General features: G+C 65.4%; 24 protein-coding genes. 15 read left to right on the top strand and 9 right to left on the bottom strand.

Features of this window, described 5'->3' with window-relative positions:
* The first annotated feature begins 194 nt into the window (after nt 1–194).
* Together TSA1_RS00140 and TSA1_RS00135 are read left to right on the top strand one after the other, a co-directional pair.
* A complete protein-coding gene (locus tag TSA1_RS00140; RefSeq protein ID WP_245448054.1) occupies nt 195–407 on the top strand; it encodes a hypothetical protein in 213 nt (70 codons plus the stop codon).
* Between the two features lie 76 nt (nt 408–483).
* Entirely contained in the window at nt 484–1,941 is a 1,458-nt protein-coding gene (locus TSA1_RS00135) for a carboxylesterase/lipase family protein (RefSeq protein ID WP_100174570.1), read from the top strand.
* A 21-nt stretch (nt 1,942–1,962) separates the two neighbouring features.
* On the opposite strand, the gene TSA1_RS00130 is transcribed toward TSA1_RS00135, so the two are convergent.
* Nucleotides 1,963–2,142 (bottom strand): hypothetical protein, encoded by a 180-nt coding sequence (locus TSA1_RS00130; protein WP_097665084.1) that lies wholly within the window; start codon nt 2,140–2,142, stop codon nt 1,963–1,965.
* Nucleotides 2,143–2,294: 152 nt separating this feature from the next.
* Between TSA1_RS00130 and TSA1_RS00125 the strand changes: the two genes are divergently transcribed.
* The gene (locus tag TSA1_RS00125; RefSeq protein ID WP_100180890.1) at nt 2,295–3,098 is read left to right on the top strand and encodes a DODA-type extradiol aromatic ring-opening family dioxygenase; all 804 of its coding nucleotides are present in this window, start codon (nt 2,295–2,297) and stop codon (nt 3,096–3,098) included.
* Between the two features lie 26 nt (nt 3,099–3,124).
* Here TSA1_RS00125 and TSA1_RS00120 read toward each other — a convergent pair whose 3' ends face one another.
* A complete protein-coding gene (locus tag TSA1_RS00120; protein WP_100174569.1) occupies nt 3,125–3,844 on the bottom strand; it encodes a Crp/Fnr family transcriptional regulator in 720 nt (239 codons plus the stop codon).
* Nucleotides 3,845–4,011: 167 nt separating this feature from the next.
* Nucleotides 4,012–4,281: a hypothetical protein gene (locus TSA1_RS00115; RefSeq protein WP_100174568.1), complete on the bottom strand. Its 270-nt coding sequence runs from the start codon at nt 4,279–4,281 to the stop codon at nt 4,012–4,014.
* Nucleotides 4,282–4,543: 262 nt separating this feature from the next.
* Between TSA1_RS00115 and TSA1_RS00110 the strand changes: the two genes are divergently transcribed.
* Nucleotides 4,544–5,296 (top strand): Crp/Fnr family transcriptional regulator, encoded by a 753-nt coding sequence (locus TSA1_RS00110; RefSeq protein ID WP_245448052.1) that lies wholly within the window; start codon nt 4,544–4,546, stop codon nt 5,294–5,296.
* Between the two features lie 6 nt (nt 5,297–5,302).
* On the opposite strand, the gene TSA1_RS00105 is transcribed toward TSA1_RS00110, so the two are convergent.
* Genes TSA1_RS00105 through glgC form a run of 3 tightly spaced genes read right to left on the bottom strand, consistent with a single transcriptional unit; the run spans nt 5,303 to nt 8,314 of the window.
* Nucleotides 5,303–5,563 carry a SemiSWEET transporter gene (locus tag TSA1_RS00105; protein WP_100174567.1) on the bottom strand — a complete coding sequence of 87 codons (261 nt, stop codon included), beginning with the start codon at nt 5,561–5,563 and terminating at the stop codon, nt 5,303–5,305.
* A gap of 37 nt (nt 5,564–5,600) precedes the next feature.
* On the bottom strand, nt 5,601–7,055 hold the full coding sequence (gene glgA, locus TSA1_RS00100; RefSeq protein ID WP_100174566.1) for a glycogen synthase GlgA: 1,455 nt from the start codon (nt 7,053–7,055) through the stop codon (nt 5,601–5,603).
* Nucleotides 7,052–8,314 (bottom strand): glucose-1-phosphate adenylyltransferase, encoded by a 1,263-nt coding sequence (gene glgC, locus TSA1_RS00095; RefSeq protein ID WP_100174565.1) that lies wholly within the window; start codon nt 8,312–8,314, stop codon nt 7,052–7,054. Before glgC ends, glgA begins: the two co-directional genes overlap by 4 nt.
* Nucleotides 8,315–8,653: 339 nt before the next feature.
* On the opposite strand from glgC, the gene TSA1_RS00090 reads away from it, so the two are divergent.
* Nucleotides 8,654–9,091, top strand: coding sequence for a hypothetical protein (locus TSA1_RS00090; RefSeq protein WP_100174564.1), 438 nt, complete (start codon nt 8,654–8,656; stop codon nt 9,089–9,091).
* A gap of 132 nt (nt 9,092–9,223) precedes the next feature.
* Here the strand turns inward: TSA1_RS00090 and TSA1_RS00085 are convergent, their stop codons facing one another.
* A complete protein-coding gene (locus TSA1_RS00085; protein WP_100174563.1) occupies nt 9,224–10,204 on the bottom strand; it encodes an ABC transporter substrate-binding protein in 981 nt (326 codons plus the stop codon).
* A 483-nt stretch (nt 10,205–10,687) separates the two neighbouring features.
* Between TSA1_RS00085 and TSA1_RS00080 the strand changes: the two genes are divergently transcribed.
* The 9 genes from TSA1_RS00080 (at nt 10,688) to TSA1_RS00040 (ending at nt 19,655) form a co-directional block, all read left to right on the top strand.
* Entirely contained in the window at nt 10,688–11,788 is a 1,101-nt protein-coding gene (locus TSA1_RS00080) for an ABC transporter substrate-binding protein (protein WP_100174562.1), read from the top strand.
* Nucleotides 11,766–12,788 carry an ABC transporter permease gene (locus TSA1_RS00075; RefSeq protein WP_100174561.1) on the top strand — a complete coding sequence of 341 codons (1,023 nt, stop codon included), beginning with the start codon at nt 11,766–11,768 and terminating at the stop codon, nt 12,786–12,788. The genes TSA1_RS00080 and TSA1_RS00075 overlap by 23 nt, the downstream gene beginning before the upstream one ends.
* A complete protein-coding gene (locus TSA1_RS00070) occupies nt 12,782–13,579 on the top strand; it encodes an ABC transporter ATP-binding protein (RefSeq protein ID WP_100174560.1) in 798 nt (265 codons plus the stop codon). Before TSA1_RS00075 ends, TSA1_RS00070 begins: the two co-directional genes overlap by 7 nt.
* Nucleotides 13,573–14,745, top strand: coding sequence for an acyl-CoA dehydrogenase family protein (locus TSA1_RS00065; RefSeq protein WP_100174559.1), 1,173 nt, complete (start codon nt 13,573–13,575; stop codon nt 14,743–14,745). Before TSA1_RS00070 ends, TSA1_RS00065 begins: the two co-directional genes overlap by 7 nt.
* A 21-nt stretch (nt 14,746–14,766) precedes the next feature.
* A complete protein-coding gene (locus tag TSA1_RS00060; protein WP_100174558.1) occupies nt 14,767–15,867 on the top strand; it encodes an LLM class flavin-dependent oxidoreductase in 1,101 nt (366 codons plus the stop codon).
* A complete protein-coding gene (locus TSA1_RS00055) occupies nt 15,864–16,802 on the top strand; it encodes an ABC transporter substrate-binding protein (RefSeq protein ID WP_100174557.1) in 939 nt (312 codons plus the stop codon). Before TSA1_RS00060 ends, TSA1_RS00055 begins: the two co-directional genes overlap by 4 nt.
* 373 nt (nt 16,803–17,175) lie before the next feature.
* Nucleotides 17,176–18,021 carry a CmcJ/NvfI family oxidoreductase gene (locus tag TSA1_RS00050; protein ID WP_100174556.1) on the top strand — a complete coding sequence of 282 codons (846 nt, stop codon included), beginning with the start codon at nt 17,176–17,178 and terminating at the stop codon, nt 18,019–18,021.
* 104 nt (nt 18,022–18,125) lie between these two features.
* Nucleotides 18,126–18,437 (top strand): septal ring lytic transglycosylase RlpA family protein, encoded by a 312-nt coding sequence (locus TSA1_RS00045; RefSeq protein ID WP_100174555.1) that lies wholly within the window; start codon nt 18,126–18,128, stop codon nt 18,435–18,437.
* 48 nt (nt 18,438–18,485) lie between these two features.
* Entirely contained in the window at nt 18,486–19,655 is a 1,170-nt protein-coding gene (locus TSA1_RS00040; RefSeq protein WP_100174554.1) for a Gfo/Idh/MocA family protein, read from the top strand.
* Between the two features lie 182 nt (nt 19,656–19,837).
* Here the strand turns inward: TSA1_RS00040 and TSA1_RS00035 are convergent, their stop codons facing one another.
* Both TSA1_RS00035 and TSA1_RS00030 read right to left on the bottom strand, forming a co-directional pair.
* Nucleotides 19,838–21,148 (bottom strand): ABC transporter substrate-binding protein, encoded by a 1,311-nt coding sequence (locus tag TSA1_RS00035; RefSeq protein ID WP_100174553.1) that lies wholly within the window; start codon nt 21,146–21,148, stop codon nt 19,838–19,840.
* A gap of 169 nt (nt 21,149–21,317) precedes the next feature.
* A complete protein-coding gene (locus TSA1_RS00030; RefSeq protein ID WP_174718672.1) occupies nt 21,318–22,565 on the bottom strand; it encodes an SMP-30/gluconolactonase/LRE family protein in 1,248 nt (415 codons plus the stop codon).
* Between the two features lie 221 nt (nt 22,566–22,786).
* On the opposite strand from TSA1_RS00030, the gene TSA1_RS00025 reads away from it, so the two are divergent.
* Nucleotides 22,787–23,041 (top strand): hypothetical protein, encoded by a 255-nt coding sequence (locus TSA1_RS00025; RefSeq protein ID WP_100180887.1) that lies wholly within the window; start codon nt 22,787–22,789, stop codon nt 23,039–23,041.
* The last annotated feature ends 209 nt before the right edge of the window (nt 23,042–23,250 follow it).

Genomic DNA, 23,250 nt, shown 5'->3' with positions numbered 1-23,250 from the left:
GCTATCGCTGCAGGTTCAGCTTGTCATCAGAGCAAGTGCAATCTTCGGTGGTCGTTTGCGGCGGCATCGTGGCCACGTGAATGTCGCGGCGTTGCACGCATCGCGATGCACAATGGCCGTGATCACCCGGGCTAATCATGCCTGATCCGCCTGTGTATGCTTGCGGTTACAAGCCACGCGTAGCGACGAGCGTCATGCCAGAGTTGAGTGAGCGGACCAAAGCGAACATGGACGTCGTCCTGGAGGAGACCTGCCGCCAGCTGCCGCATGGTGGCGATCACGACAGCCGCAAGTTCATCGCCGAGCGCCTGATCGAGGCCGCGCAGGCGGGGCACTCCACGCTCGGCGAGCTCGGCATCATCGCGCGGCGCGCGCTGGCGGAGATTCTCGCAAAGCGCGGTGAGTGAGCCGTCAGGCTTGCCTCGTGGCGCGCCGCGGACATAACCTCAGAGGAAATTCTCCGCGCATCGAAATGCCCAGAAGATGCGATCCCTGCTTGCGCTCATTGCGGCTTCCGCATTCCCTTTGCTCGCCGGCTCGGCCACGGCTCAGCCGGTCGGACAGTTTCCATTCGCGCTGACGCGTGAAGGACAGATGCTCGGCGCCGTCGAGGGCGAGGTGGCGTCGTTCAAGGGCCTCGCTTACGCGGCGCCGCCGGTCGGCGCGTTGCGCTGGCGTCCGCCGCAGCCGGCGCCGGAAAGCTCGGAGATGCACACCGCCTACGAGTACGGCGTGCCCTGTCTTCAGCCGGGCCGGCCAGAGGCGAGCGAGGATTGTCTCACGCTGAACGTGTTCCGCCCCTTCGGGGTCGACGGGCCGCTGCCGGTGATGATGTTCATTCACGGCGGCGGCTTCATCGCCGGCACCGCGAACGAGCCGCTGTTCGACGGTGCCAGGCTGGCGCAGGCCGGCCTCATCGTGGTGACCGCCAATTACCGCCTCGGCGCGCTCGGCTGGCTGGCGGATCCGGCGCTGTCGGAAAGCGGCTCCGGCAATTTCGGCCTGATGGATCAGATCGCCGCGCTGCATTGGGTTCACGACAACATCGCGGCCTTCGGCGGCGATCCCGGGAACGTCACGTTGTTTGGCCGTGACGCCGGCGCGAGGTCGATCGCGCTTCTGATGCTGTGTGCGCAAGCGCGTGGTCTGTTCCAGAAGGCCATTCTGCAATCGATCCCCGCGCGCGCCCGGTTGCGATCGGCGCAGGAGGCGGAGATCGGCCGGCAGTTCGTGGCGGTGCTGGGATCGCTGGCGGATGTGCGCGCCGTCGAGCCGCGACGCCTGCTTGCCGCCGAAATCCGACTTCTGGAGACATCGCGGCGCAGCTTCGCGCCGATGCTGGATGGAAGTCTGGTGACCGAGGACGTTGCCGCGGGTTTTGCGGCCGGACATCAAAGCCGCATTCCCCTGATCATCGGCTCGAACGACGACGAGACCGGTTTCGACACCGAGCTCGACGTCAAGGAGGAAGTTGCGTCGTCGGGCATCGCGAGCGATGAGCTGCGCAAGCTTTATCCCGACCTCGCCAGGCCTTCCGACCTTGCGGCGCGGCTCTATACCGACAAGGTCTTTTCCGAGCCCGCACGATTGCTGGCCCGTCTGCACGCCGCAACCGGCGCGGCAACCTTCCGCTATCGCTTCGCCTATGTGCCCGAGGCCCGGCGCGCAAACCCCGAGGGCGGGCGCGGGCAGGAGCTGCAGTTCATCTTCGGCGTGGAGGGGGTGCTGGGTGCGAGTATCTTCTCGCGCGGCGATCGCGAGGTCGCAGGCCGCATCCGCTCCTATTGGACCAACTTCGCCCGGAGCGGCGATCCCAACGGCCCTGATCTGCCGCGCTGGGATGGAGCCGCAAGCGGCGATCGCCTGCTGCTGATCACGAACGATCGCATCGCGAGCGGCGACGATCCCCTCGCGGAGCGTCTTGACCGGCTCGCGCGCTAGCGCGAGGAGAGTGAAGCGGAGTTACGCCGCGAGCTCGACCCGGGGAGCCGGCGTCAGCCGGTCTTCCTCCAGATAGTCCACCGCGCCGTCCTTCTCGACGGCGTAGAACTGCTGGCCTTCGCGCGACTTGAAGGCGGCGCGGACGATGCCGCGGCGGCCCTTGTCACTGTTGACGACGTCCCCCAGCGCAAACTTCCTCATCTCACGTCTCACTTGTCTTCAGGCCGACTGCTTCGGCCACGGCCCGATTTTGGGCGGCAAATCGTTAACGACTTGCTAACCATGCCGGTTTGCCTATGCTCGCCGCCGGTCGCGCGGGAACTGGCGCGCCTGTTGCCGACGAGACGAGCCCCATGACGCGATTTCCGACCCTGTTTCTGTCGCATGGCGGCGGCCCCTGGCCGTTCATGGAGGACAGGCGGGTGCAGTATGCCCGGACCGCCGAGGAGTTCGGCCGGTTGCCGCAACTGCTCCCCGAAAGGCCGAGGGCGGTGCTCGTCATCACCGGTCATTGGGAGGCCGATGCCTTCACCGTGTCGACCTCTGCGCATCCGCCGATGGTGTACGACTATTACGGTTTCCCCGAGCATACCTACCACCTCAAATACCCGGCGCCGGGAAAGCCCGAGCTCGCCGCGCAAGTGAAGGCGCTGCTGACGCGTGCCGGTGTCGATTGCCGGGAAGATCCCAATCAGGGATTTGATCACGGCACCTTCGTGCCGCTCGGCCTGATGTATCCGAAAGCCGACATGCCCATCGTGCTGCTCTCGCTGAAGTCTGCCTACGATGCGGCCGAGCACATCAAGGTCGGGCAGGCGATCGCCCCGCTCCGCGACGAGGGCATCCTGATCGTCGGCAGCGGGCTGACCTATCACAACATGCGCGGCTTCAACCGGCCGGAGTCGAGGCCGGTCTCCTACGATTTCGAGGCCTATCTGAACGAGGCGATCAGCAACCCGGATCCGGCCCGCCGCAATGCGATGCTGGTGGATTGGGAGACCGCACCGAGCGCGCGCCTCGCGCATCCCCGCGAGGACCATCTGCTGCCGCTGATGGTGGCCGCCGGCGCCGCCGGCAGCGACACGGGCAAGCGCGTCTTCGTCGACGAGGTCGCAAATGTTGCGATGGCGTCGTATGTGTTTGGCGGTCAGGCGTAAATCGCGCGATCGCCGGCGATTGCGGCCTACGACGAGATCGCGTCGATCCGTTTCGTCGTATCCGTTCCCAGCAATTGCTCATAGCGGGCCCGGACGGCGGCGTAACATTCGCATGTGCCTTCCTCCAGTCCCTCGGCATCCAGGATCCTGATCTTGCCGCGCGCGTATCGGATGAGGCCGGCCGCCTGCAGCGTGCGCGCCACCACGGTCACGCTCGAGCGCCGAACGCCCAGCATCTGCCCGAGATATTCCTGCGTGAACTGGAGCTGGTCGCTGCCGGATAGATCGCGCGCGCGCAGCAGCCAGCGACAGAGCCGGGCCTGGACGCTGTGCGAGGCGAAGCACGCTGCGGACTGCTGGGCCTGGGCGTAGACGGCCTGTTCGTGCCGCATCAAGAGAGCCAGCAGCCTGGAGCTCTGCAGCGCGGCTGTCTTCAGGGCGTCGATATTGCAGACGACGATGTTTCCGCCGAGTTGAACGATGCCGCGGCAGAGCGACATCCGCCCGTCCAGCGCGGCGGCGGCGCCGACGACGCCGTCGATGCCGACCATCGCGGTCTCGATCATCTCGCCGGTCGAGAGCGTGACGACGAGCGAGATGACTGCGCCGGCGGGAAAGTAGACGGAGCGGATTTCCTGATCGGCTTCGAACAGCAGGGAGTGCTGCTCGAAGGCGACTGTCTTCAAATGTGGCTCGAGAATCTTGAGATCGGCTTCGGAAAGCTGCCTCAATAAGAGGTTCTTCATTTGTCGCTCCCGGGGACAGGCGGGAGCGCAAAGAACTCTCAGCTATCGGTGCCTCATGCGGATATCCGATAATGCGACGACAGTAAGAGCTGTACCGCACATAGCGAGTCTTTATTTCACTGTGTCAAATTTTGACATAAGAGACGCGGGCGTGCCGTCGCAAAACGTCAGCAGGGCTCGCCCTTGTCTGCGGTCAGACAAGCAGAGGCGACGGCCTCACATGTCTCGGCGAGCAGCCGGATGCGATACAGCGGCTCCCGTCTCGAGCCCAGAAGCTCGATGCGCCATTCGGCATTTTCCTTGAGCCCGCAGCCGCGGGCGAGATCCCCGAACACTTTGGTCGTTTCTGTCCACGCCGATTTCACGTCCGCGATCTCGGCCAGATGCTCGATCGTGCCGCCGTCGCAGTTGGTAATCCGGAAATAGTGGTTGGGCATGATGCGCTCCGAGCGGCAGCGAGGGATATCGCTTAGTCCAACCGGGCCCGCCGAATTATGTCCGGTAACGCACATAGCGACCTTGGGCGCGTGCGCCGGCAAAAGCAAGTGAATTCGGACAGACGATTCGAGATCGTTGCCCGCAGTAGTTGAGTCGTGACATAGAGGTGTTGGCGCGCGTCGATCATCCGCACGCAATCGTGCATATCAAGGCATTTCCGGCAATTTCTCCTGGTTCGTCGTCGCGCTATGGTTGTGATCGTTGCGGCATGAATTTCCGAAGAATTGGATAGTGTCACCAGATCCGTTTCAGAACGCCTTTCTCAAGTCGCTTGACCCGGCCGACTTCGCGGCCATTCGCGGGCATCTGAAGGCTGTCGAGCTTCGGGAAGGGGCCTCACTGATCGAGCTTGGCCGGACCGTCGTGTGGGCCCATCTTCCGCTCACAGCGGTCGTGTCTCTCGTTGTCGAGCTCGAAGCAGGAGAACGGATCGAAGTGGCGCTGGTCGGCCCCGACAGCATCCTTGGCACCTTCGGCGTATTGGGCGAACCCGTGGCACTGGTTCACGCCGTCGTGCTGGTGCCCGGTGCGGCCTTGTTGATCGAGGCTGCCCGCCTGCGTGCTCTCGCCCAGCAGAGTGCGGCGTTTCGAGACAACCTGATGCGTCACAGCCAGGCGCTGTTCGTTCAGGCCCAGCAATCCGTGGGCTGCAATGCATCACATACCGTCGAAGCGCGACTGGCGCGATGGCTCCTGCGGGTTCGGGATCTGTCGGGCCGCGATCGCTTCAAGCTCACGCAGGAATTGATGGCCGAGATGATCGGCGTCCGCCGAAACAGCGTCTCGTTCGTCGCCCACGCTCTTCAGCAGGCTAACATCATTCGGTTCAGCCGCGGTCACATCGAGATCATCAACGTTGCCGAGCTCAACAGGGCGACCTGCGAATGCTATCGCGCGGTGAAGCTGCAATACAAGCGACTTGGTCTTTCGACCGGCGAAGAGCCGGGGGCATGATCAAGCTCAGCCGTATCTGAGCTTCATCACCAGGATGCCGCCGGCGAGCAGCATGGTGACGGCGTTCGAGGCGATCAGCGGGGCATCGCCTGATAGCAGGCCATAGATCAGCCAGAGCGCCAGACCCAGCACCATGACCAGGAACATGCCGAGCGAGATGTCGCCGGTGGAGCGGGTCTTCCACACCTTGATGGCCTGCGGAGCGTAGGCCACGGTGGTACAGGTGGCGGCGGCAAAGCCGATCAGCTTGATCAATAACGGATCCATGCCGGCTCTATACCATGGATTCGACGTAGGTCATGCCTCAGGCGCGGGCCGCCACCAGGTTGCGGTACAGCGCCGCATACTCGCCGGCGCGGCCGCGCCAGGAGACGTCGGTCGCAAGGCCGTTTCGTTGCAGGCGCCGCCAGGCCGGCTTGTCGTGGAAGGCGGTGTTGGCCTTGCGCAAGCTGCCGGCGAGGGCATCCGCGGTCACGGGGGCGAACTTGAAACCGGTGGCATCGCGGCCGGAGGAATCGGCCTCGTCGATATCGACGATGGTGTCCTCGAGCCCGCCGACGCGCGAGACGATCGGGATGGCGGCGTAGCGTAGCGCGCAGAGCTGGGTCAGGCCGCAGGGCTCGAAGCGCGACGGCACGATCAACGCGTCCGATCCGGCCTGGAGCAGATGCGCCAGAATCTCGTCATAGCCGATCACGACGCCGATCCGGCCGGGATTGGCGCGGGCGGCGGCCTGATAGCGCTCCTGGAGATCGCGGTCGCCGCTGCCGAGCAGTGCCAGCTGCATGCCTTCGCCCAAGATGGTCGGAATGGCCTCGAGCAGCAGATCGAGCCCCTTCTGCCACGACAGCCGGCTGATGACGCCGAGCAGCGGCGCCTCGTCCGAGGAATCGAGGTTGAATTGCTGCTGCAGCACCGCCTTGTTCGCGGCCCGGAACGCGAGGTCCTCGGCGCCGTAGCGGTAGGCGATGTGGGCGTCGGTTTGCGGATTCCACACGCCGGTGTCGATGCCGTTGAGGATGCCGCTCAGCACGCTTGCGCGTTGGCGCAACAGGCCGCCGAAGCCCATGCCGCCTTCGTCGCTCTGGATCTCCCGGGCGTAGGTCGGCGATACCGTGGTGATGCGATCGGCGAATTGCAGGCCGGCCTTCAGGAAGCTGATGCCGCCGAAATACTCCAGGCCGTGGACGTCGAACGAGCTCCAGGGCAGGCCGATCGATCCGATCAGCTCGCGCGCGAACTTGCCCTGATAGGCCATGTTGTGGATGGTCATCACGGTGGCAGGCCGCGGGCGATTGTCATAGTGCAGATAGGCCGGCGCGAGCCCGGCCTGCCAATCATGGGCGTGCACGATTTCGGGCACGAAGGCCGGGACGAGGCCGTGGCCGATGTCGGCCGCGACGCGCGACAGCGCCGCAAAGCGCAGGCCATTGTCCGGCCAGTCGACGCCCTCTGTGGTGACGTAGGGATTGCCCGGCCGCGCATAGAGATGCGGCACGTCGAGCACGAACAGGTCGAGCCCGTCATGGGAGCCGGCGAGCAGCCGTCCGGGACCGCCGAAATAATCCGGCCAGGTCCGGATCTCCGCCGTGCCGGAGACCAGCCGCATCACGTCGGGATAGCCCGGCATCAAGGTGCGCATCTCGACGCCATGCGCCTTCAGCGCGATCGGCAGCGCGCCGGCGACATCGGCGAGGCCGCCGGTCTTGACGATGGGATAGACTTCGGAAGCGACCGCGAGGACGCGAACAGGCGTCATCTATTGAGCCCGTCGATCATCGGCTGGGTGATCAGCGAAATGCCCTGCTCGGTGGTGCGGAAGCGCTTTGCATCGAGTTCGGGATCTTCGCCGATGACGAGACCCTCGGGGATCTCCACGCCGCGGTCGATCACGACGTTCTTCAGCCGCGCGCCACGGCCGACATTCACGTAAGGCATGATCACGGCGTTCTCGACATTGGCATAGGAGTTGATGCGCACCCCGGTGAACAGCAGCGAGCGGCGCAGCGAGGCGCCGGAGATGATGCAGCCGCCCGAGACCAGCGAGCTGACGGCCTGGCCGCGCCGGCTTTCCTCGTCGTGGACGAACTTGGCGGGCGGGGTGATCTCCGAATAGGACCAGATCGGCCAGGCGCGGTCGAACAGATCGAGCTCCGGCACCACGTCGGTGAGGTCGATGTTGGCCGCCCAATAGGCATCGACGGTGCCGACGTCGCGCCAATAGGAGCGGGGGTCGCTGCCGGAGCGGACGCAGGAGGTCGAGAATTGATGCGCGATGGCGCGGCCGTTCTTGACGAGGTACGGAATGATGTCCCTGCCGAAATCGTGGTTCGAGTTCGGATCCTCGGCGTCGCGCTTCAGCTGGTCGAACAGGAGCTTGGCGTCGAAGACATAGATGCCCATGCTGGCGAGCGAGACGTCCGGCTTGCCCGGCATCGGCGGCGGATCTTTCGGCTTCTCCAGGAACTCCTGAATCCAGCCGTTCTCGTCGATATGCATGATGCCGAAGCCGGAAGATTCTTGGCGCGGCATCTCCAGGCAGCCGACGGTGACGTCGGCGCCGCTCTCGACGTGCTGGCGCAGCATCACCTCGTAGTCCATTTTATAGATGTGATCGCCGGCCAGCACCACGATGAAGCGGCAGGCGTGGGATTCGATGATGTCGATGTTCTGGTAGATCGCATCCGCCGTGCCGACGTACCACATGTTCTCGGAGACGCGCTGGCTCGCCGGGAGAATGTCGAAACTCTCGTTGCGCTCGGGGCGGAAGAAGTTCCAGCCCATCTGAAGATGGCGGATCAGGCTGTGCGCCTTGTACTGGGTGGCGACCGCGATGCGGCGGATGCCGGAGTTGACCGCGTTGGACAGCGCGAAATCGATGATGCGGGATTTTCCGCCGAAATAGACGGCCGGCTTGGCGCGCCGGTCCGTCAGCTCCAGAAGCCGGCTGCCGCGCCCGCCTGCCAGGACGAACGCCAGCGCCTGACGGGCGAGCGGCTCATTACCGACGGCACTCATGTCATCCTCCCACTCACGCCCGGCGCAAGCCGAGGCCATTCGTCGCGAGAAGCCCCGCGCCCTTGGAACCGATAGTAACGGTACGCATAGTAAATCGTGAAGTCCGTTGTTGGTTGCGAAGATGGGAAGCTTAATGGCTTTGCCTTGGCCGCCGCGCGCCGGAATGCGCCGAGGCCGCGCGGGGCGGAGCCGGCGGGCCGACCAGCCCGCACGCCGGCGGCCGTCTCGCGGCAAGCGGCACTTGTGCGCTGCACGCAAATGCAGACTTTGACTTGGCGCAAGGATGCCCGATCATGATGCTGCGATCCTACAAACAAGACGTCAGACAGGAGTAAGGCGATGAGGATCTGGAAAACGGCAATTGCCTGTTCGTTCGCCGGCGTGGTCTTCGCCGGCCAAATTCAGCAGGCGGCAGCGGCCCCGCTGCCGACCAACGTCGCGACCATGAAGGCCGCGGTCGGTGACGACGTCAAGCAAGTGCACTGGCGCGGTGGCGGCTGGGGCTTGGGCATCGGCGGTCTTGCGGCCGGCATGATCATCGGCGGCGCCATCGCCAGCGGCGCGCCGTATGGCTATTATGGCGGACCGTATTACGGCGGCTACGGCTACGGATATCCGGGCTACGGCTATGGTTATGCCCCCGCTTATTACGGCGGCTATTACGCACCGGTCTATGCCTATCCCCGCTACTACCGGCCGTATCGTCCGTACTACCGCTATGGCTACTACCGGCCGTACCGCGTCTATCACCGGCACTATCATCGCCGATATTGGTGAGCGCCTCGCGGGGCTAGAGCGAGAGCCAGACGATCAGGCTCATGCAGGCGAAATGCATGAGCAGGATCGCGGCGAGATGCAGCGGGCCGGCCTTGGGGCGAGGCCTGCACATCGCGCCGCCCCCCCCCCGCGCTAATTCGATCCCGCGGCCGCAGCCGTGAAGCTGCGGTCGACGGCTTTGCTGACGTCGAGCTTTTTCGGCAGGATACCGTAGCGGGTCGAGCGGTCCGAGGCTTCCTGCACCTCTTTGACCACGTTCTCGTCGATCACGATCGGACTGGTGTGCTGTGCGGTGTAGGCCGACCGCAATACGTCTTCCGGCAGCTTGGTCAGTTCGGCCGTGTTCCTGGCGTACTCGGCAACATGATCCAGCGACCATAGCCGGGCCTTGTTGAGCCGCTGCACCAGATCCTGCACCGCCGCGCGCTTGGTGGCGATGGCGTTGTCGGAGGCGACGATGAAGGTGATGGTCGGCGTCAGGCCCTCGCCGTCGGCGATTACGCGGGCCTTGTCCTTCAGCGTGGCGAACGACACGTAGGGCTCCCACACCGCCCAGGCGTCGATCGAGCCCGCGACCAGCGCGATCTTGGCGTCCACCGGGCCGAGCGGAGCGAAGGTCGCATCCTCCAGCTTGATCTGCGCCTTCTCCAGCGTCGCATCGATCAGGAACTGGCCCCAGCCGCCGCGCGTGCCGGCGAGGCGTTTGCCTTTGAGGTCGGCCGCCGATTTGATCGGCGAATCCTGCCGCACCAGGATGGCCTGTGTCTTCGCATCCGAGCGCGTGCCGCCGATCGCCTTGATCGGCGCGCCTGCCGCATAGACCGAGAGAAAGGAGAGGTCGCCGGTGTAGCCGACGTCGAGCGCGCCGGCGTTGAGCGCTTCCAGGATCGGCGCCGCCGCGGGGAATTCCGACCATTCGATCCTGTAGGGCAGGTCCTTCGCATAGCCCGAGATTTCGAGCAGCGAACGGTTGCCGCCCTTTTGGTCGCCGACGCGCAGCACGATCGTGTCGGCCGCGAGCGATGCGGCCGCGGTCGAGAGCGTGATGGCGGCGGCGAGCAACGATGCGGCGAGCCGGCGCGTGATGGAATGATCGTGGGAGTTGATGCTCATGTCTTGCTTGATCTGTCTTCTTGTCCAGCTCACGACGCGTGAGCGAGCGATGCAGCGAGACGACCAAGTCTATGACCGCGCGATGCGCAGTCAATGAAATGGCCGTCCGTATTGCGCGCGCGTTCGGCAAGGACGTTTCAACGAAGCGCCGCTTTCAAGGATGTGCCGTGCGCGCCACCCGTTCTGCACGGACGTGAAGCAGGATGCGGGCTGCAAGCGCACGTCTGCCGCGCGATGCATCGGCGAAAATCGTTTCGTCGTTCCCGCGCATGTCGATGGAGAGAATGACTTCGCTTCGCGTCACATTCGAAATTCCATTTCATTGACGATACGACGGGCGCGCCGCATGATTTGCGCATCGCATCAACGCGGCGCGACGCCGCCGCCGGAACAATTTTCTCTCAACGCAGCTCCGCACGGAACATGCGCAACGTGAACCGTTGTGCAACCAGCGGAGCCGTGCCAGCGCAGGAGCGGGGACGAATGACCAGTGACGACAAGCGCGGAAGATCGAGGCTCGATCGGCGCCATCTGCTCCAGGGCGGCCTTGCGGCGGCCTTCGCCGCGCCGCTCGGCGCGCTGGGCGCACAGGCCTTCGTGCCGCGCGGGATTGCGACTGGCGTCGACTTCTCGGAATTTCCGCTGTGCAGGACCGCGTCCGACGCGCCCGCGTTCAGCGGCGCGCCGCGCAAGCTGAAGCTGTCGTGGAATGCCGGCGCCGTGTGCCTGGCGCCGGTGCCGGTCGCCATCGAGCACGGCTTCTTCCAGAAGCACAATCTCGACGTCGAGCTCGTCAATTATTCCGGCTCCACCGACCAGTTGCTCGAGGCCATCGCAACGGGCAAGAGCGACGCCGGCCTCGGCATGGCGCTGCGCTGGCTGAAGCCGCTGGAGCAGGGCTTTGACGTCAAGATCGCCGCCGGCACCCATGGCGGCTGCATGCGCGTGCTGTCGCGCACCGACTCCGGCGTTGCCAGGCTCGCCGATCTCAAGGGCAAGATCGTCGCGGTCGGCGATCTCGCCGGCCCCGACAAGAACTTCTTCTCGATCCAGCTCGCCAAGCTCGGCATCGACCCGGTCAAGGACGTCGACTGGCGCGCCTATCCCGGCAATCTCCTCAACGTCGCCGTGGAGAAGGGCGAAGTGCAGGCGTTCCTGTCCTCCGATCCGCTCGCCTATCTCTGGCTCAAGGATACCCAGTACAAGGAAGTCGCCTCCAATCTCGATGGCGAATACCGCGAGAAGAGCTGCTGCATCCTCGGCCTGCGCGGCAGCCTGGTGCGCGAGGAGCCGCAGGTCGCGCGCGCCATCACCCAGGCGCTGCTCGATGCCGCGATGTTCACCGCGCAGAATGCAACGATTGCGGCAAAGTCTTTCCAGCCCTACGCGCCGAAGGCGGCCACGCTCGCCGACATCGAGGGCATGGTGCGCTACCACACCCACCATCATCATCCCGTCGGCGACGTGCTGAAGCGCGAGCTGAAGGCCTATGCCGACGATCTCAAGAGCGTGCAGGTCTTCAAGCCGAGCACCGACACGGCCAAATTCGCGGAGCGCATCTATGTCGACGTATTCGCTGTCTGACGGCCTCGCCTCCGGTGCGCCGCGCGTCTCACGCGTGCCGCTGCTCACCGCCTGGGTGAAGGACTCCGGCGCCGGCGTGCTCGCCAGCGTCGCCTGGATCGCCTTCGGCCTGTCCTGCCTGTGGTGGGCGGATGTCGGCGACTGGTCGCGCACGCGTTCGCTCGGCATTGCTGCCTTCGTCATCGCGGCCGTCGCGCTGTTCGGCACCGTCGGTGCCGACTATCTGGGTTCGGCCGGCAAGGCGCTGCAGAAGCGGGCACCGTGGCTGGTCGCGCTCGGTGCGTTCCTGACGGTTTGGGAGCTTGCGACCGCGAAATTCGCCTGGCTGCCGCTGCCGTTCTTTCCGCCGCCGCAGGCGATCATCGAGGTCTATACCGACGATCTGCCAAAACTGCTCGACAGCGTGTTCGCGTCCGTGAAGCTGCAGCTCGGCGGCTATCTGATCGGCGCGGCGGTCGGCTTCCTGACCGGCGTCTCGATCGGCTGGTCGCGCGCGGTCGGCTATTGGGTGCATCCGGTGCTGCGCTTCATCGGCCCGCTGCCGGCGACGGCCTGGCTGCCGATCGCCTTCTTCACCTTCCCGTCGAGCTGGAGCGCCTCGACCTTCCTGATTGCGCTTGCGACCGGCTTTCCCGTCACGGTGCTGACCTGGTCCGGTGTCGCGAGCGTCAGCAAGGCCTATTACGACGTCGCGCGCACGCTCGGTGCCAAGCCGTCCTTCCTGGTGCTGAAGGTCGCGATCCCCGCCGCGCTGCCGCACGTCTTCGTCGGCCTGTTCATGGGGCTCGGCTCGTCCTTTGCCGTGCTCGTCGTCGCCGAGATGATCGGCGTCAAGGCCGGTCTCGGCTGGTACCTGCAATGGGCGCAGGGCTGGGCCGCCTATTCCAACATGTATGCGGCGCTGATCGTGATGTCGCTGCTCTGCTCCGGCGCGATCACGCTGCTGTTTGCGATCCGCGACCGCCTGCTGGTCTGGCAGAAGGGAACCGTGAAATGGTAGCCACCGCTCTCGCTGAAGCCGTGACGCATCCCGCGGCCGGCGCCGCGCTCGACATCGAGCAGGTCAGCCACGCCTTCGACATCGACGGCGCGGAGCTGCCCGTCCTCAGCGATGTCAGCATTTCCGTCGAACCCGGCGAGTTCGTCGCGCTGCTCGGTCCCTCCGGCTGCGGCAAGTCGACCTTGCTGCGTCTGGTCGCCGGCCTCGACAAGCCGAAGGCGGGGCGCCTGCGGGAGGACGACAGCCGCATCACGCGGCCGCATCCGTCGCGCGTCGTCGTGTTTCAGGATCCGACCTTGTTTCCCTGGCGGTCGGTCTGGGACAACGTCGCCCTGGGCCTCGAGGCCCAGGGCATTCTGAAGAGCCAGCGTCAGCGCGTCGACGACGCGCTCGACCTCGTCGGACTGTCGTCGTTCCGCCACGCCTATCCGCACCAGCTCTCGGGCGGCATGGCGCAGCGCGTCGCGCTGGCGCGGGCGCTGGTCAACGATCCCAGGATCCTGATCCTCGACGAACCCCTGGGAAAACTGGACTCGCTGACCCGCATCACCATGCAGGCCGAGATCGTCGCGCTCTGGCAGCGCAAGGGCTTTACCACGCTGCTGGTGACGCACGACGCCGAGGAAGCCCTGGTGCTCGCCAACCGCGTCATCGTGTTCAGCGACCGGCCGGCCCGCGTGAAGGCCGACATCCGCGTCGACCGGCCCTATCCGCGCCATCGCGGCGATCCTTATCTTGCCGATCTGCGCCGCCAGATCCTCGGCCTGCTCGGACTGGACGCCACATGGTGACCTCGATCGCCAAAGGACGCCCGGCGCATCACGAACCGGACTATGTCGCCCGCGCCGAGGCGCTGGCCGAAATGTTTGCCGCGCGCGCGGCCGAGCACGACCGCAACGGCAGCTTTCCTTTCGCGAATTTTCGCGATCTCTCCGAAGCCGGCCTGTTGTCGTTGACCGTACCGGCGGCCCATGGCGGCGCCGGCGCTGGCGCGCAATACGCCGCGCGAATCATCGGCATCCTCGGCAAGGCCGATCCCTCGACCGCGCTGGTGCTCTCGATGCACTATATCAATCATCTCGTGATGGCGCGCAGCCCGACCTGGCCGGCGCGGCTGTCGCGCAAGCTGGCGCGCGAGAGCGTGGAGGGCCTTGCGCTCATCAATGCGCTGCGTGTCGAACCGGAATTAGGTTCGCCCGCGCGGGGCGGTCTGCCGGCGACGATCGCGCGCCGTACCGAGACCGGCTGGCGCCTCTCCGGCCACAAGATCTATTCGACGGGCTCGCCGATCCTGAAATGGTACCTCGTCTGGGCACGGACCGACGAGGCCGAGCCGCGCGTCGGCCAGTTCCTGGTGCCGGCGGGCCTGCCGGGCACGCGTGTCGTCGAGACCTGGGACCATCACGGCCTGCGCGCCAGCGGCAGTCACGACGTGATCTTCGAGGACGTCGTGATCCCGCTGGAGTCCGAAGTCGATCTGCGCAGGCCCGCGGACTGGCGCGGCCCCGATGCGACGCAGGCAACCGTCCACACGGTCTTCGTCGCCGCGATCTATGACGGCGTCGCCCGCGCCGCGCGCGATTGGCTGATCGCGTTCCTGAAGCAGCGCGTCCCCGCCAGCCTCGGCGCACCGCTCGCGACCCTGGCCCGTGCGCAGGAGATCCTGGGTGCGATCGAGGCGCGGCTTGCGGTCAACGCTCGGTTGATCGCCTCCTTTGCCCGCGATTTCGACGATGGTGTCGAGCTTTCCGCAGGCGAGTCCAATGTCATCAAGCTGACGGTGACCAACAACGCCGTCGCCGTGGTCGAGGACGCGCTGTCGCTGACCGGCAATCACGGCCTCAGCCGGACCAATCCACTGGAGCGGCATTATCGCGACGTGCTGTGCGGGCGCGTGCACACGCCGCAGGACGATTCCACGCGCATCGGCCTCGGCCGCGCCGCGCTCGGGCTTTAACGGTTCAACAGGGAGACGATCATGTCGATCGAGTTCATCGGCTTCATCAGCAACAACAATTCGTCGGAGACCATCGTTCGCGAAGGTCCGGTCCTCAATCCCACCCATATCGAGACGGTGGCGAAGGCGCATGAGAATGCCGGCTTCGACCGGGCGCTGCTGGCATTCCATTCGACGACGCCAGACTCGCTCCAGGTCGCGCAGCACGTGCTGAGCCACACCGAGAAGCTCAACGTGCTGATCGCGCAGCGGCCGGGCTTCACCGCGCCGACGCTGTTGGCGCGCCAGTTCGCCGTGCTCGACCAGCTTTCCCGCGGCCGCGTCGCGCTCCACGTCATCACCGGCGGCAATGCCACCGAGCTCCGGCAGGACGGCAACACGCTCGACGACAAGGACGAGCGCTACGCCCGCACTTCCGAATTCCTCGACGTGCTCAAGCTGGAATGGAGCAGCGACAAGCCGTTTTCCTACAAGGGCAGGTACTATCAGGTCGAGAACGCCTTCTCGCAGGTGAAGCCGTATCGGCCCGAAGGCATCCGCGTCTATTTCGGCGGCGCTTCGGACGCGGCGATCGACGTCGCCGGCAAGCACGCCGACACCTTTGCGCTGTGGGGCGAGTCCTATGCCCAGGTGCGCGATGTCACTTCGCGCGTTCATAACGCGGCAGTGAGGCAGGGGCGGCCGACGCCGCGCTTCAGCCTGTCGGTGCGGCCGATCATTGCCCCGACCGAGAAGCAGGCCTGGGAGAAGGCGGAGGAGATCCTGGCGCGCGCCACTGCGCTGCAGGACAAGACCGGCTACCGCAAGCCCGCTGATGGCCATGCCACGGCCGGCGCACGGCGCCTGCTCGCGCTCGCCGATCAGGGCAGCCGCATCGACAAGCGGCTGTGGACCGAGATCGCAAAGCTCACCGGCGCCAACAGCAACACCACGGCGCTGGTCGGCACGCCCGAGCAGGTCGCCGAGGTCTTCGGCGACTATTACGACCTCGGTATCAGCCATTTCCTGATCCGCGGCTTCGATCCGCTGATCGACGCCATCGAATATGGCCGCGAACTGATCCCGCTGACGCGCGAGCTGATCGCGAGGCGTCAGGCCGTGCGCGGCGAGGCGGCAGAATGATCCGCCTCATGCTGGCCGGCGCGCTGCTGTTCGGCTCGCTTGAACCGGCGGCAGCGCAGACCACCCTGCGCGTCGGCGACCAGAAGGGCAATGCGCAGGCCGTGATGGAAGCGGCCGGCGTGCTCAAGGACGTGCCGTACAAGATCGAATGGAAGGAGTTTCCGGCGGCCGCCCCGTTGCTGGAGGCGCTGAGCGCGGGCGCGATCGAGACCGGGCTCGTCGGCGATGCGCCCTTCACCTTCGCCGCCGCCTCCGGCGCGCCGGTGAAGGCGATCGCCGCGATCCGGCAGACCCGCGAAGGACTCGCCATCCTCGTGCCCGAGACTTCGCCGATCAGGAGTTTTGCCGACCTCCGCGGCAAGAAGATCGCAACCGGCCGCGGTTCGATCGGTCACCAGCTGATCCTCGCCGCGCTGGAGAAGAACGGCTGGGCTGCGTCCGACGTGCAAATCGCGTTCTTGGCCCCCTCGGACGCCAAGATCGCCTACACGCAAGGCTCGGTCGATGCGTGGTCGACCTGGGAGCCGTATGTGAGCCAGGAGGAGGTGCTGTTCAAATCGCGCCGCATCATCACCTCGGAAGGCCTGACCCCTGGCCTCAGCTTCCAGGTCGCGCGGCCGGATGCGATCAGGGACAAACGCGCGGAGCTGACCGACTTCATCCGTCGTCTCACCGCGGCGCGGGCGTGGTCGCTGAACAATATCGACAGCTATGCCGCGACCTGGGGCAGGCTGATGAACATCCCGGTCGCAGTGCCGCAGAACTGGCTTTCGCGCGCGAAGATCCGCATCGCGCCGATCGACGACGGCGTCGTCGCGGACGAGCAAGCCACGATCGACCTCTATTTCCGCTGGGGCCTGATCAAGCAGAAGCTGGATGCGGCCGAAATCGTCGACCGCTCCTTTGCGGACGCGATCGCGAAGGCGGGGCTGTAGCAACAAGCTCGTGTCCTGGACGCGGGTCTTCCCCTCTCCCTTGTGGGAGAGGGTGGCTCGCCGCGATAGCGGCGAGACGGGTGAGGGGTTCTCTCCGCGTGCGAACCTCTCACAATTGAATTTGCGGATGGATACCCCTCATCCGGCGCTTCGCCCCACCTTCTCCCACAAGGGGAGAAGGAAGAAACGCTCTCACGGACGCTTCAAGGACTCGTGAGAGAAGAGGAGGTTTCCAGCGCAATCGCCTTCCTCAAAACGTTCTTTCTGTATCTGGCCCTACCGACAACATCCCTGTTGCTATTTGCTCGATCTCCCTTGCACCGCGCCCCCTGCCGTCAAAAATCAATCCGACGACCACATCGGGAGACCGGCCATGGGCCTGCAAGAAACAAGAATCGAGTCGCTTCCCTTCGTCATCGCCGAACTCAATTATCTCGCGCCGACAACGGCCAAGCCGCGCACTTACGCCTTCGATGCTCCGCCTGGCGAGCCCAAGAGCACGTCGCTGCCGGAGCCGCACCAGGTGCCGATCTTCGACGCGCGACTGATCGCGCACAATTTCTCGCTCGATCGCGAGGGCTTTGCGCTGGTGCGTCATCCGACCCGGGTGAAGGATTTCTACGACGAGGAAGAGGTGAGGGCGGTCTACTATCCCGCCGTCGAGGCGTTCCTGCGCGCCACGCTGAAGGCCGATCGCGTCGTCATCTTCGACCACACCGTGCGCAAGCGTGTCGAGGGCGCGCCGGATATCCGCGGCGGCGGCCCGCGCCAGCCGGCGACGCGCGTCCATGTCGACCAGACCGTCGTCTCCGGCGCCAATCGCGTCCGCGAGCATCTGCCGGACGAAGCGGAGGAGCTGCTGAAGGGCCGCGTGCAGGTGATCAACCTGTGGCGGCCGATCCGCGGTCCCCTGCGCGACTCGCCGCTGGCGATGACCGACGGCACGACAGTGGCGCCCGAGGATCTCGTCGCCTCCGACCTGATCTATCCCAACCGCCGCGGCGAGACCTATTCGGTGAAATACAATCCGAACCATCGCTGGTTCTATGTCCCGGAAATGACGCCGGACGAGGCACTGCTGCTCAAATGCTATGATTCCGCAACCGATGGCCGCACCCGCTTCGGGCCGCATACCGCGTTCGTCGACCCGACCACGCCGGCCGACGCGGCGCCGCGCGAGAGCATCGAAGTGCGCACGCTGGTGTTCCACAAACAGTAACAATGTGTGATGGCACTGCCGGGCATCACCCGGCAGTGTTCCCGGAACTTCCGGGAACAACGCGACGTTTGCAGCGCGGGGCAGGGCGAACCGGGAGCGGTGCCGTGCGAGCGCATTCGACGTTGTTGCTTTGTCTTACCGCCTCATCTGTTGCTCTCATTTCAGTTGCAAATGCCGAAAGCGGGCTGGCGTCGTATTACGGGTACGGGAAAGGCAAAGGCGCAGAGCTGACCTGTGCTCACCGCACGCGCCCGTTTGGCAGCGTGCTCACGGTGTCCTATGGCGGGCGCTCGATTCAATGCCGCGTCAACGATCGCGGTCCCTTCATCCGCGGCCGGATCGTCGATCTTTCCGTTCCCGCAGCCCGGGCGCTGGGCATGATGAGCGCGGGCGTGGTGCGGGTCTCGGTGGAATAGGCCTCCAAGCGCGCTATAGTGCCGCCCAAAGCTTGGGTGAGGGGCGCTATGGCCAGGATCAGGGTCGGACTCGTCGGCTGCGGCTTCGTGTCGGAGCTGCACATGTATGCGTTCCGACGCGTCTATGGCGTCGACGTCGAGGTTGCGGCGGTCGCCGCGCGCGGCGATCGCGTCGTCGAATTCGCGCGGCATCACGGCATTCCGCGCGTCTATCGCAGCTTCACCGATCTGATCGCGGACCGCGAGCTCGACGTCGTCGACATCTGCACCCCGCCCAATCTCCATGCGGAGATGATCGTCGCCAGTATGCAGGCCGGCAAGCATGTGATCTGCGAAAAGCCGTTCGCCGGCTATTTCGGCCGCGAGGGCGACGCGCAGCCGATCGGCAGGCACGTGCCGAAGGCGCTGATGTATGAGCGCGTGATCGAGGAGATGGACCGGACGCGGGCCGCGATCGAGCGCACCGGAAAACTCTTCATGTACGCCGAGGACTGGATCTACGCGCCGGCGGTCACCAAGACCGCGGAGATCATCAAGGCGACGAAAGACAAGATCCTGTTCATGAAGGGCGAGGAGAGTCATTCCGGCTCGCATGCTGCGCATGCGGCGCAATGGGCGATGACCGGCGGCGGCTCGCTGATCCGCATGGGCTGCCATCCGCTGTCGGCCGTGCTGTATCTGAAGCGGGTCGAGGCGAAGGCGCGCGGCGAGACCATCCGGGTCGCCAGCGTCACCGGCGATGTCGGCAACGTCACCGCCGCGCTCAAGCCCGAGGAGCGCAGCTACATCAAGGCCAATCCGCTCGACGTCGAGGATTGGGGCACGCTCACCGCCACCTTCTCGGACGGCACCAAGGCGACCGTGTTCTCCGGCGACATGATCATGGGCGGCGTGCGCAATCTGATCGAGACGTATACGAGCGGCGGCTCGCTGTTCGCCAACATCACGCCGAACAATCATCTGATGAGCTACCAGACCTCCGAAGAGAAGCTCGCGTCCGTCTACATCACGGAGAAGGTCGACCGCAAAACCGGCTGGCAATATGTCTGCCTCGAGGAGGAGTGGACGCGCGGCTATCTGCAGGAGATCCAGGACTTCATGGAATGCGTGGCCACCGGCCGCCAGCCGCTGTCGGATCTCGCGCTGGCCTACGAGACGATCAAGGTGAACTACGCGGGATACTGGGCGGCGGAGGAGGGGCGGAGGGTGGTGTTGTAGGGGGGCTCGCCTACCCTCCCCTGGAGGGGGAGGGTCGATCGCGCGCAGCGCGAGCGGGGTGGGGTGATCCCTCCAATCGGGTAGGGCCCGTGAGGAGAGATCACCCCACCCCGCTTCATCTCTCGCTTCGCTCGACATGAAGCGACCCTCCCCCTCCAGGGGAGGGTGGGAGCAAGCATCCCCTACGTCCCGTAGGTCGAGCCCTTCGGCAATGGAAACACCGGGTCCTGCGTCCTGATATTCGTCGGCCACACCACCGAGATGTGCTCGCCGGCGTTCTGCATCACCACAGGGGTCGAGCGCTCGTTCTGGCCGGAGAGCGGCGTGCCAGGCGGGAAGAATTTCACCCCATAGCCCTGGATGGTGCCGCCGGCGGGGATGTCGACGTCGAGCGCCGCTTTCCGGATCGCCTCCGGCTCGAAGCTGCCGTACTTCTCCTTGGCGACCGGCAGCACGTTGTTGAGCAGCACCCAGGTCTGGTTGAAGCCCATCGAGCAGTGCGGCGGCACGTCGGTGGCGCCGGTCTTGGCCTGATAGCGCGAGACCATGGTCTTGATCAGATCGCCCATGCCCGGCGCGAGTTTTGCCGGATCGAGCAGCTGCGCCGGCACCGGATCGATGTTGCAGAAATTGTCGATGTCGGCGCCGAACGTGGCGCGCAGCTTGTCGAGCTGGCTGTAGCCCGCGCCGGCGCCGAACAGCATCTTGAAGCGCAACCCGCTCTCGCGGGCCTGGCGCAGGAACAGGGTGATGTCGGGGTTGTAGCCGGCATGCGAGATCACGTCGGCCTTGGCGCGCTTGATCTTCGTGACCAGCACCGACAGGTCGGGCGCGGAAGCCGAATAACCCTCGCGCAGCACCACCTGGATGCCGGCCTCCTTGGCGTAAGCCTCGTCGGCGGCGGCGACGCCGACCCCGTAGGGGCCGTCCTCATGGATCAGCGCGACCTTGACCTCCTTGGGATCCATTCCGAGTTTCGCTTTCGCATGCTCGGTGAGGAAGGCGGCGAAGGCCTGCCCGTATTGATCCGAATGGATCTGCGCGCGAAACACGTATTGCAGGTTCTTGTCTTTGAACACGGCGGTCGAGACCGCGGTCGTGATCCAGAGGATCTTCTTCTGCTGCTCGACCTTGGCCGCGAGCGGCACCGCATGCGAGCTCGCATAGACGCCGTTGAGGATGTCGATCTTCTCCTGGCTGATCAGGCGTTCGGCCTCGTTGATCGCGACGTCGGGCTTGCTCTGGGAATCCGCGGCGACCGGCACGATCTTGGACTTGCCGCCGACACCGCCTTTCTCGTTCACGAGATCGATCGCGATCTGCGCGCCGATCGAGGAGGCGACCGAGCCGCCGGCGGCGAAGGGGCCTGTGAGGTCGTAGATCAGGCCGATGCGCAAATTCTCGGCCTGCGCCTGGGCCCTGGTCCAATCGAGGCTGAGTGTGGCGGCGGCAGCCGCCGTACCCTTCAGCAGCTGCCTGCGTGAAGTCGGCATCCTATCCTCCCTCAAAACCGTCTTATGATTGGTTGTTATTTTTTTGCGAAGTATGCGGAGGGGGATCGCGGAAAGTCAACTCCGGCGCGCATCAGTGCGCGCGTTCGATCCACGTCCCGGTCGCGGCGCCGGCGGTTCACGCCGGCGCCCTGTCTGTACTTGCTTCGGCTCAGCCCGGCCCTGCACCTTGCGTTGCCGTGAACACCGCATAGAGCGACTGGCTCGCGGCCATGAACAGGCGGTTGCGCTTGGGGCCACCGAAGGTGATGTTGCCGCACACCTCCGGCAGGCGGATGCGTCCGAGCAGCTTGCCTTCCGGCGACCACACCGTCACGCCATTGTAGCCGACGGCGCGACCGGCATTGCTGGACGCCCAGACGTTGCCGTTGACGTCGCAGCGCAGGCCATCGGGCCCGCACTTCACGCCGTCGACCACGCAATCGCTGAACTTCTTGAGGTTCGACAGCTTGTTGTCGCCGCCGACGTCGAACACGAAGATCTCGCCCTTGCCGCCGGGGCCGGTATCGCCCGGGCCCTTGCCGGTGGAGGCGACGTACAGCTTCTTGTAGTCGGGCGAGAAGCAGAGGCCGTTCGGGTCAGGCACCTGCTCCTCGGTGACGACGAGGTCGATGCGGCCGGAAGGGTCGATGCGATAGCAATTGGTCGGCAGCTCGCGCTTGCCCGGCGTGAAACCGGCGGGCTGTCCGATCCGCGGATTGAGCTTGCCGCCCGCATTGCTCGGGCCACCGGCAGCGTCCGGCTCGCCTTCGTAGAGCTGGCCGCCATAGGGCGGATCGGTGAACCAGTAGCTGCCGTCGGGATGCGCGACGACGTCGTTCGGCGAGTTCAGCTTCTTGCCGTTGTAATTGTCGCAGAGCACGGTGGCGGTGCCGTCATGCTCGTAGCGCGTCACGCGGCGGGTCAGGTGCTCGCAGGAGAGCTGCCGGCCCTGGAAGTCGAAGGAGTTGCCGTTGGAATTGTTGGACGGCGTGCGAAACACGCTGACGCGGCCGTCGTCCTCGCTCCAGCGCATCTGCCGGTTGTTGGGAATGTCGCTCCACAGCAGATATCTTCCCTGCGCGCTCCATGCCGGGCCTTCGGCCCAGAGCACGCCGGTGTAAAGGCGCTTGATCGCGGTGTTGGGCTGCGCGAGATCGTTGAAGGAGGGATCGACCGCGAGGATGTCGGGGTCCCAGAAATAGGTGGTGGGCGCGCCGTGCGGGCCGAAATCGCGCGGCGGGGTGGTGATGGTGGTCGGCGGTGCGGCGGGGCCGGTCTGGGCCAGCGCGGGGCCGGCGACGGTGGCGGCGGCGCCGAGCGCGAGCCCCCGGACGAGCGTTCGTCGTGAAAGCGCAGCATCCTGTTCACGCTGCGCGTGGTCACGAGCCGCTGGCTCACCCCTCTCTTGGCGTGTCATCGCGTCCTCCCAATGATGTTCGCTGACCGGTTGATCCGGCCGAGCGGAAGCGGAGGTTAATCCGGTCCGCCGCCGGTTGCGAGAGGAATAGAATTCTTCCGTGCGGTTGTGAGCCGCAATGTCGTCATATTCGAATGCGCCGGAGAAAAAGCCGTGTCGAAGCCATGATTTCGCGCGGATTGCCACGCAAGAACCGGTCGGGCAGATGCACGGAGTTGAATGTGGCTGGCGTCATCGTATTGATCGTGTTGCTTGGGATCGCGTTTGCGGCCGGCTATTTCACCCGGGATCACATCTCCAGCAAACGACGCGCGGAAGCCCGACGCTGGCGCGAATATAGCGAGCCGGATTGGCTCTCCGCCAACGTGCCTGCGAACACCAACGAGATCGCGAGCGCGACGCCCGTCGTCACCGGCGAACTCGGCCAGATGCTGACCCGCTGGGAGAGCCGGGCCCGCGCCCGCCGCGCGGGGTAAGGCGAAGCTTCGAGGTTCTCGTAGCCCGGATGGAGCGCAAGCGTAATCCGGGACGGCGCGCCCGGCATCTTGCACCGTCCCGGATTGCGCTCCGCTCCATCCGGGCTACGGGACCGTGCCTGTGTCGCCGCGTGTCAATCCACCTGCGCAAAAATATTCCACTTTACCGAAATTCGGTTTTGTCGTATGTCTCGCTCATCCCGGCTCAT

It is taken from the genome of Bradyrhizobium nitroreducens, assembly GCF_002776695.1.
Lineage (GTDB): Bacteria > Pseudomonadota > Alphaproteobacteria > Rhizobiales > Xanthobacteraceae > Bradyrhizobium > Bradyrhizobium nitroreducens.
The sequence above is the reverse complement of the archived record's forward strand: the minus strand, read 5'-3'. Positions and strand labels throughout refer to the sequence as shown.

Coding starts and splice junctions, on each gene's coding strand:
- TSA1_RS00135 (WP_100174570.1), top strand. CDS start 484: ATGCGATCCCTGCTTGCGCTCATTGCGGCTTCCGCATTCCCTTTGCTC.
- TSA1_RS00035 (WP_100174553.1), bottom strand. CDS start 21,148: ATGCCGACTTCACGCAGGCAGCTGCTGAAGGGTACGGCGGCTGCCGCC.
- TSA1_RS00070 (WP_100174560.1), top strand. CDS start 12,782: ATGGTAGCCACCGCTCTCGCTGAAGCCGTGACGCATCCCGCGGCCGGC.
- TSA1_RS00105 (WP_100174567.1), bottom strand. CDS start 5,563: ATGGATCCGTTATTGATCAAGCTGATCGGCTTTGCCGCCGCCACCTGT.
- TSA1_RS00090 (WP_100174564.1), top strand. CDS start 8,654: ATGAGGATCTGGAAAACGGCAATTGCCTGTTCGTTCGCCGGCGTGGTC.
- TSA1_RS00130 (WP_097665084.1), bottom strand. CDS start 2,142: ATGAGGAAGTTTGCGCTGGGGGACGTCGTCAACAGTGACAAGGGCCGC.
- TSA1_RS00120 (WP_100174569.1), bottom strand. CDS start 3,844: ATGAAGAACCTCTTATTGAGGCAGCTTTCCGAAGCCGATCTCAAGATT.
- TSA1_RS00125 (WP_100180890.1), top strand. CDS start 2,295: ATGACGCGATTTCCGACCCTGTTTCTGTCGCATGGCGGCGGCCCCTGG.
- TSA1_RS00140 (WP_245448054.1), top strand. CDS start 195: ATGCCAGAGTTGAGTGAGCGGACCAAAGCGAACATGGACGTCGTCCTG.
- TSA1_RS00055 (WP_100174557.1), top strand. CDS start 15,864: ATGATCCGCCTCATGCTGGCCGGCGCGCTGCTGTTCGGCTCGCTTGAA.
- glgA (WP_100174566.1), bottom strand. CDS start 7,055: ATGACGCCTGTTCGCGTCCTCGCGGTCGCTTCCGAAGTCTATCCCATC.
- glgC (WP_100174565.1), bottom strand. CDS start 8,314: ATGAGTGCCGTCGGTAATGAGCCGCTCGCCCGTCAGGCGCTGGCGTTC.
- TSA1_RS00080 (WP_100174562.1), top strand. CDS start 10,688: ATGACCAGTGACGACAAGCGCGGAAGATCGAGGCTCGATCGGCGCCAT.
- TSA1_RS00050 (WP_100174556.1), top strand. CDS start 17,176: ATGGGCCTGCAAGAAACAAGAATCGAGTCGCTTCCCTTCGTCATCGCC.
- TSA1_RS00030 (WP_174718672.1), bottom strand. CDS start 22,565: ATGACACGCCAAGAGAGGGGTGAGCCAGCGGCTCGTGACCACGCGCAG.
- TSA1_RS00075 (WP_100174561.1), top strand. CDS start 11,766: ATGTCGACGTATTCGCTGTCTGACGGCCTCGCCTCCGGTGCGCCGCGC.
- TSA1_RS00040 (WP_100174554.1), top strand. CDS start 18,486: ATGGCCAGGATCAGGGTCGGACTCGTCGGCTGCGGCTTCGTGTCGGAG.
- TSA1_RS00115 (WP_100174568.1), bottom strand. CDS start 4,281: ATGCCCAACCACTATTTCCGGATTACCAACTGCGACGGCGGCACGATC.
- TSA1_RS00065 (WP_100174559.1), top strand. CDS start 13,573: ATGGTGACCTCGATCGCCAAAGGACGCCCGGCGCATCACGAACCGGAC.
- TSA1_RS00085 (WP_100174563.1), bottom strand. CDS start 10,204: ATGAGCATCAACTCCCACGATCATTCCATCACGCGCCGGCTCGCCGCA.
- TSA1_RS00060 (WP_100174558.1), top strand. CDS start 14,767: ATGTCGATCGAGTTCATCGGCTTCATCAGCAACAACAATTCGTCGGAG.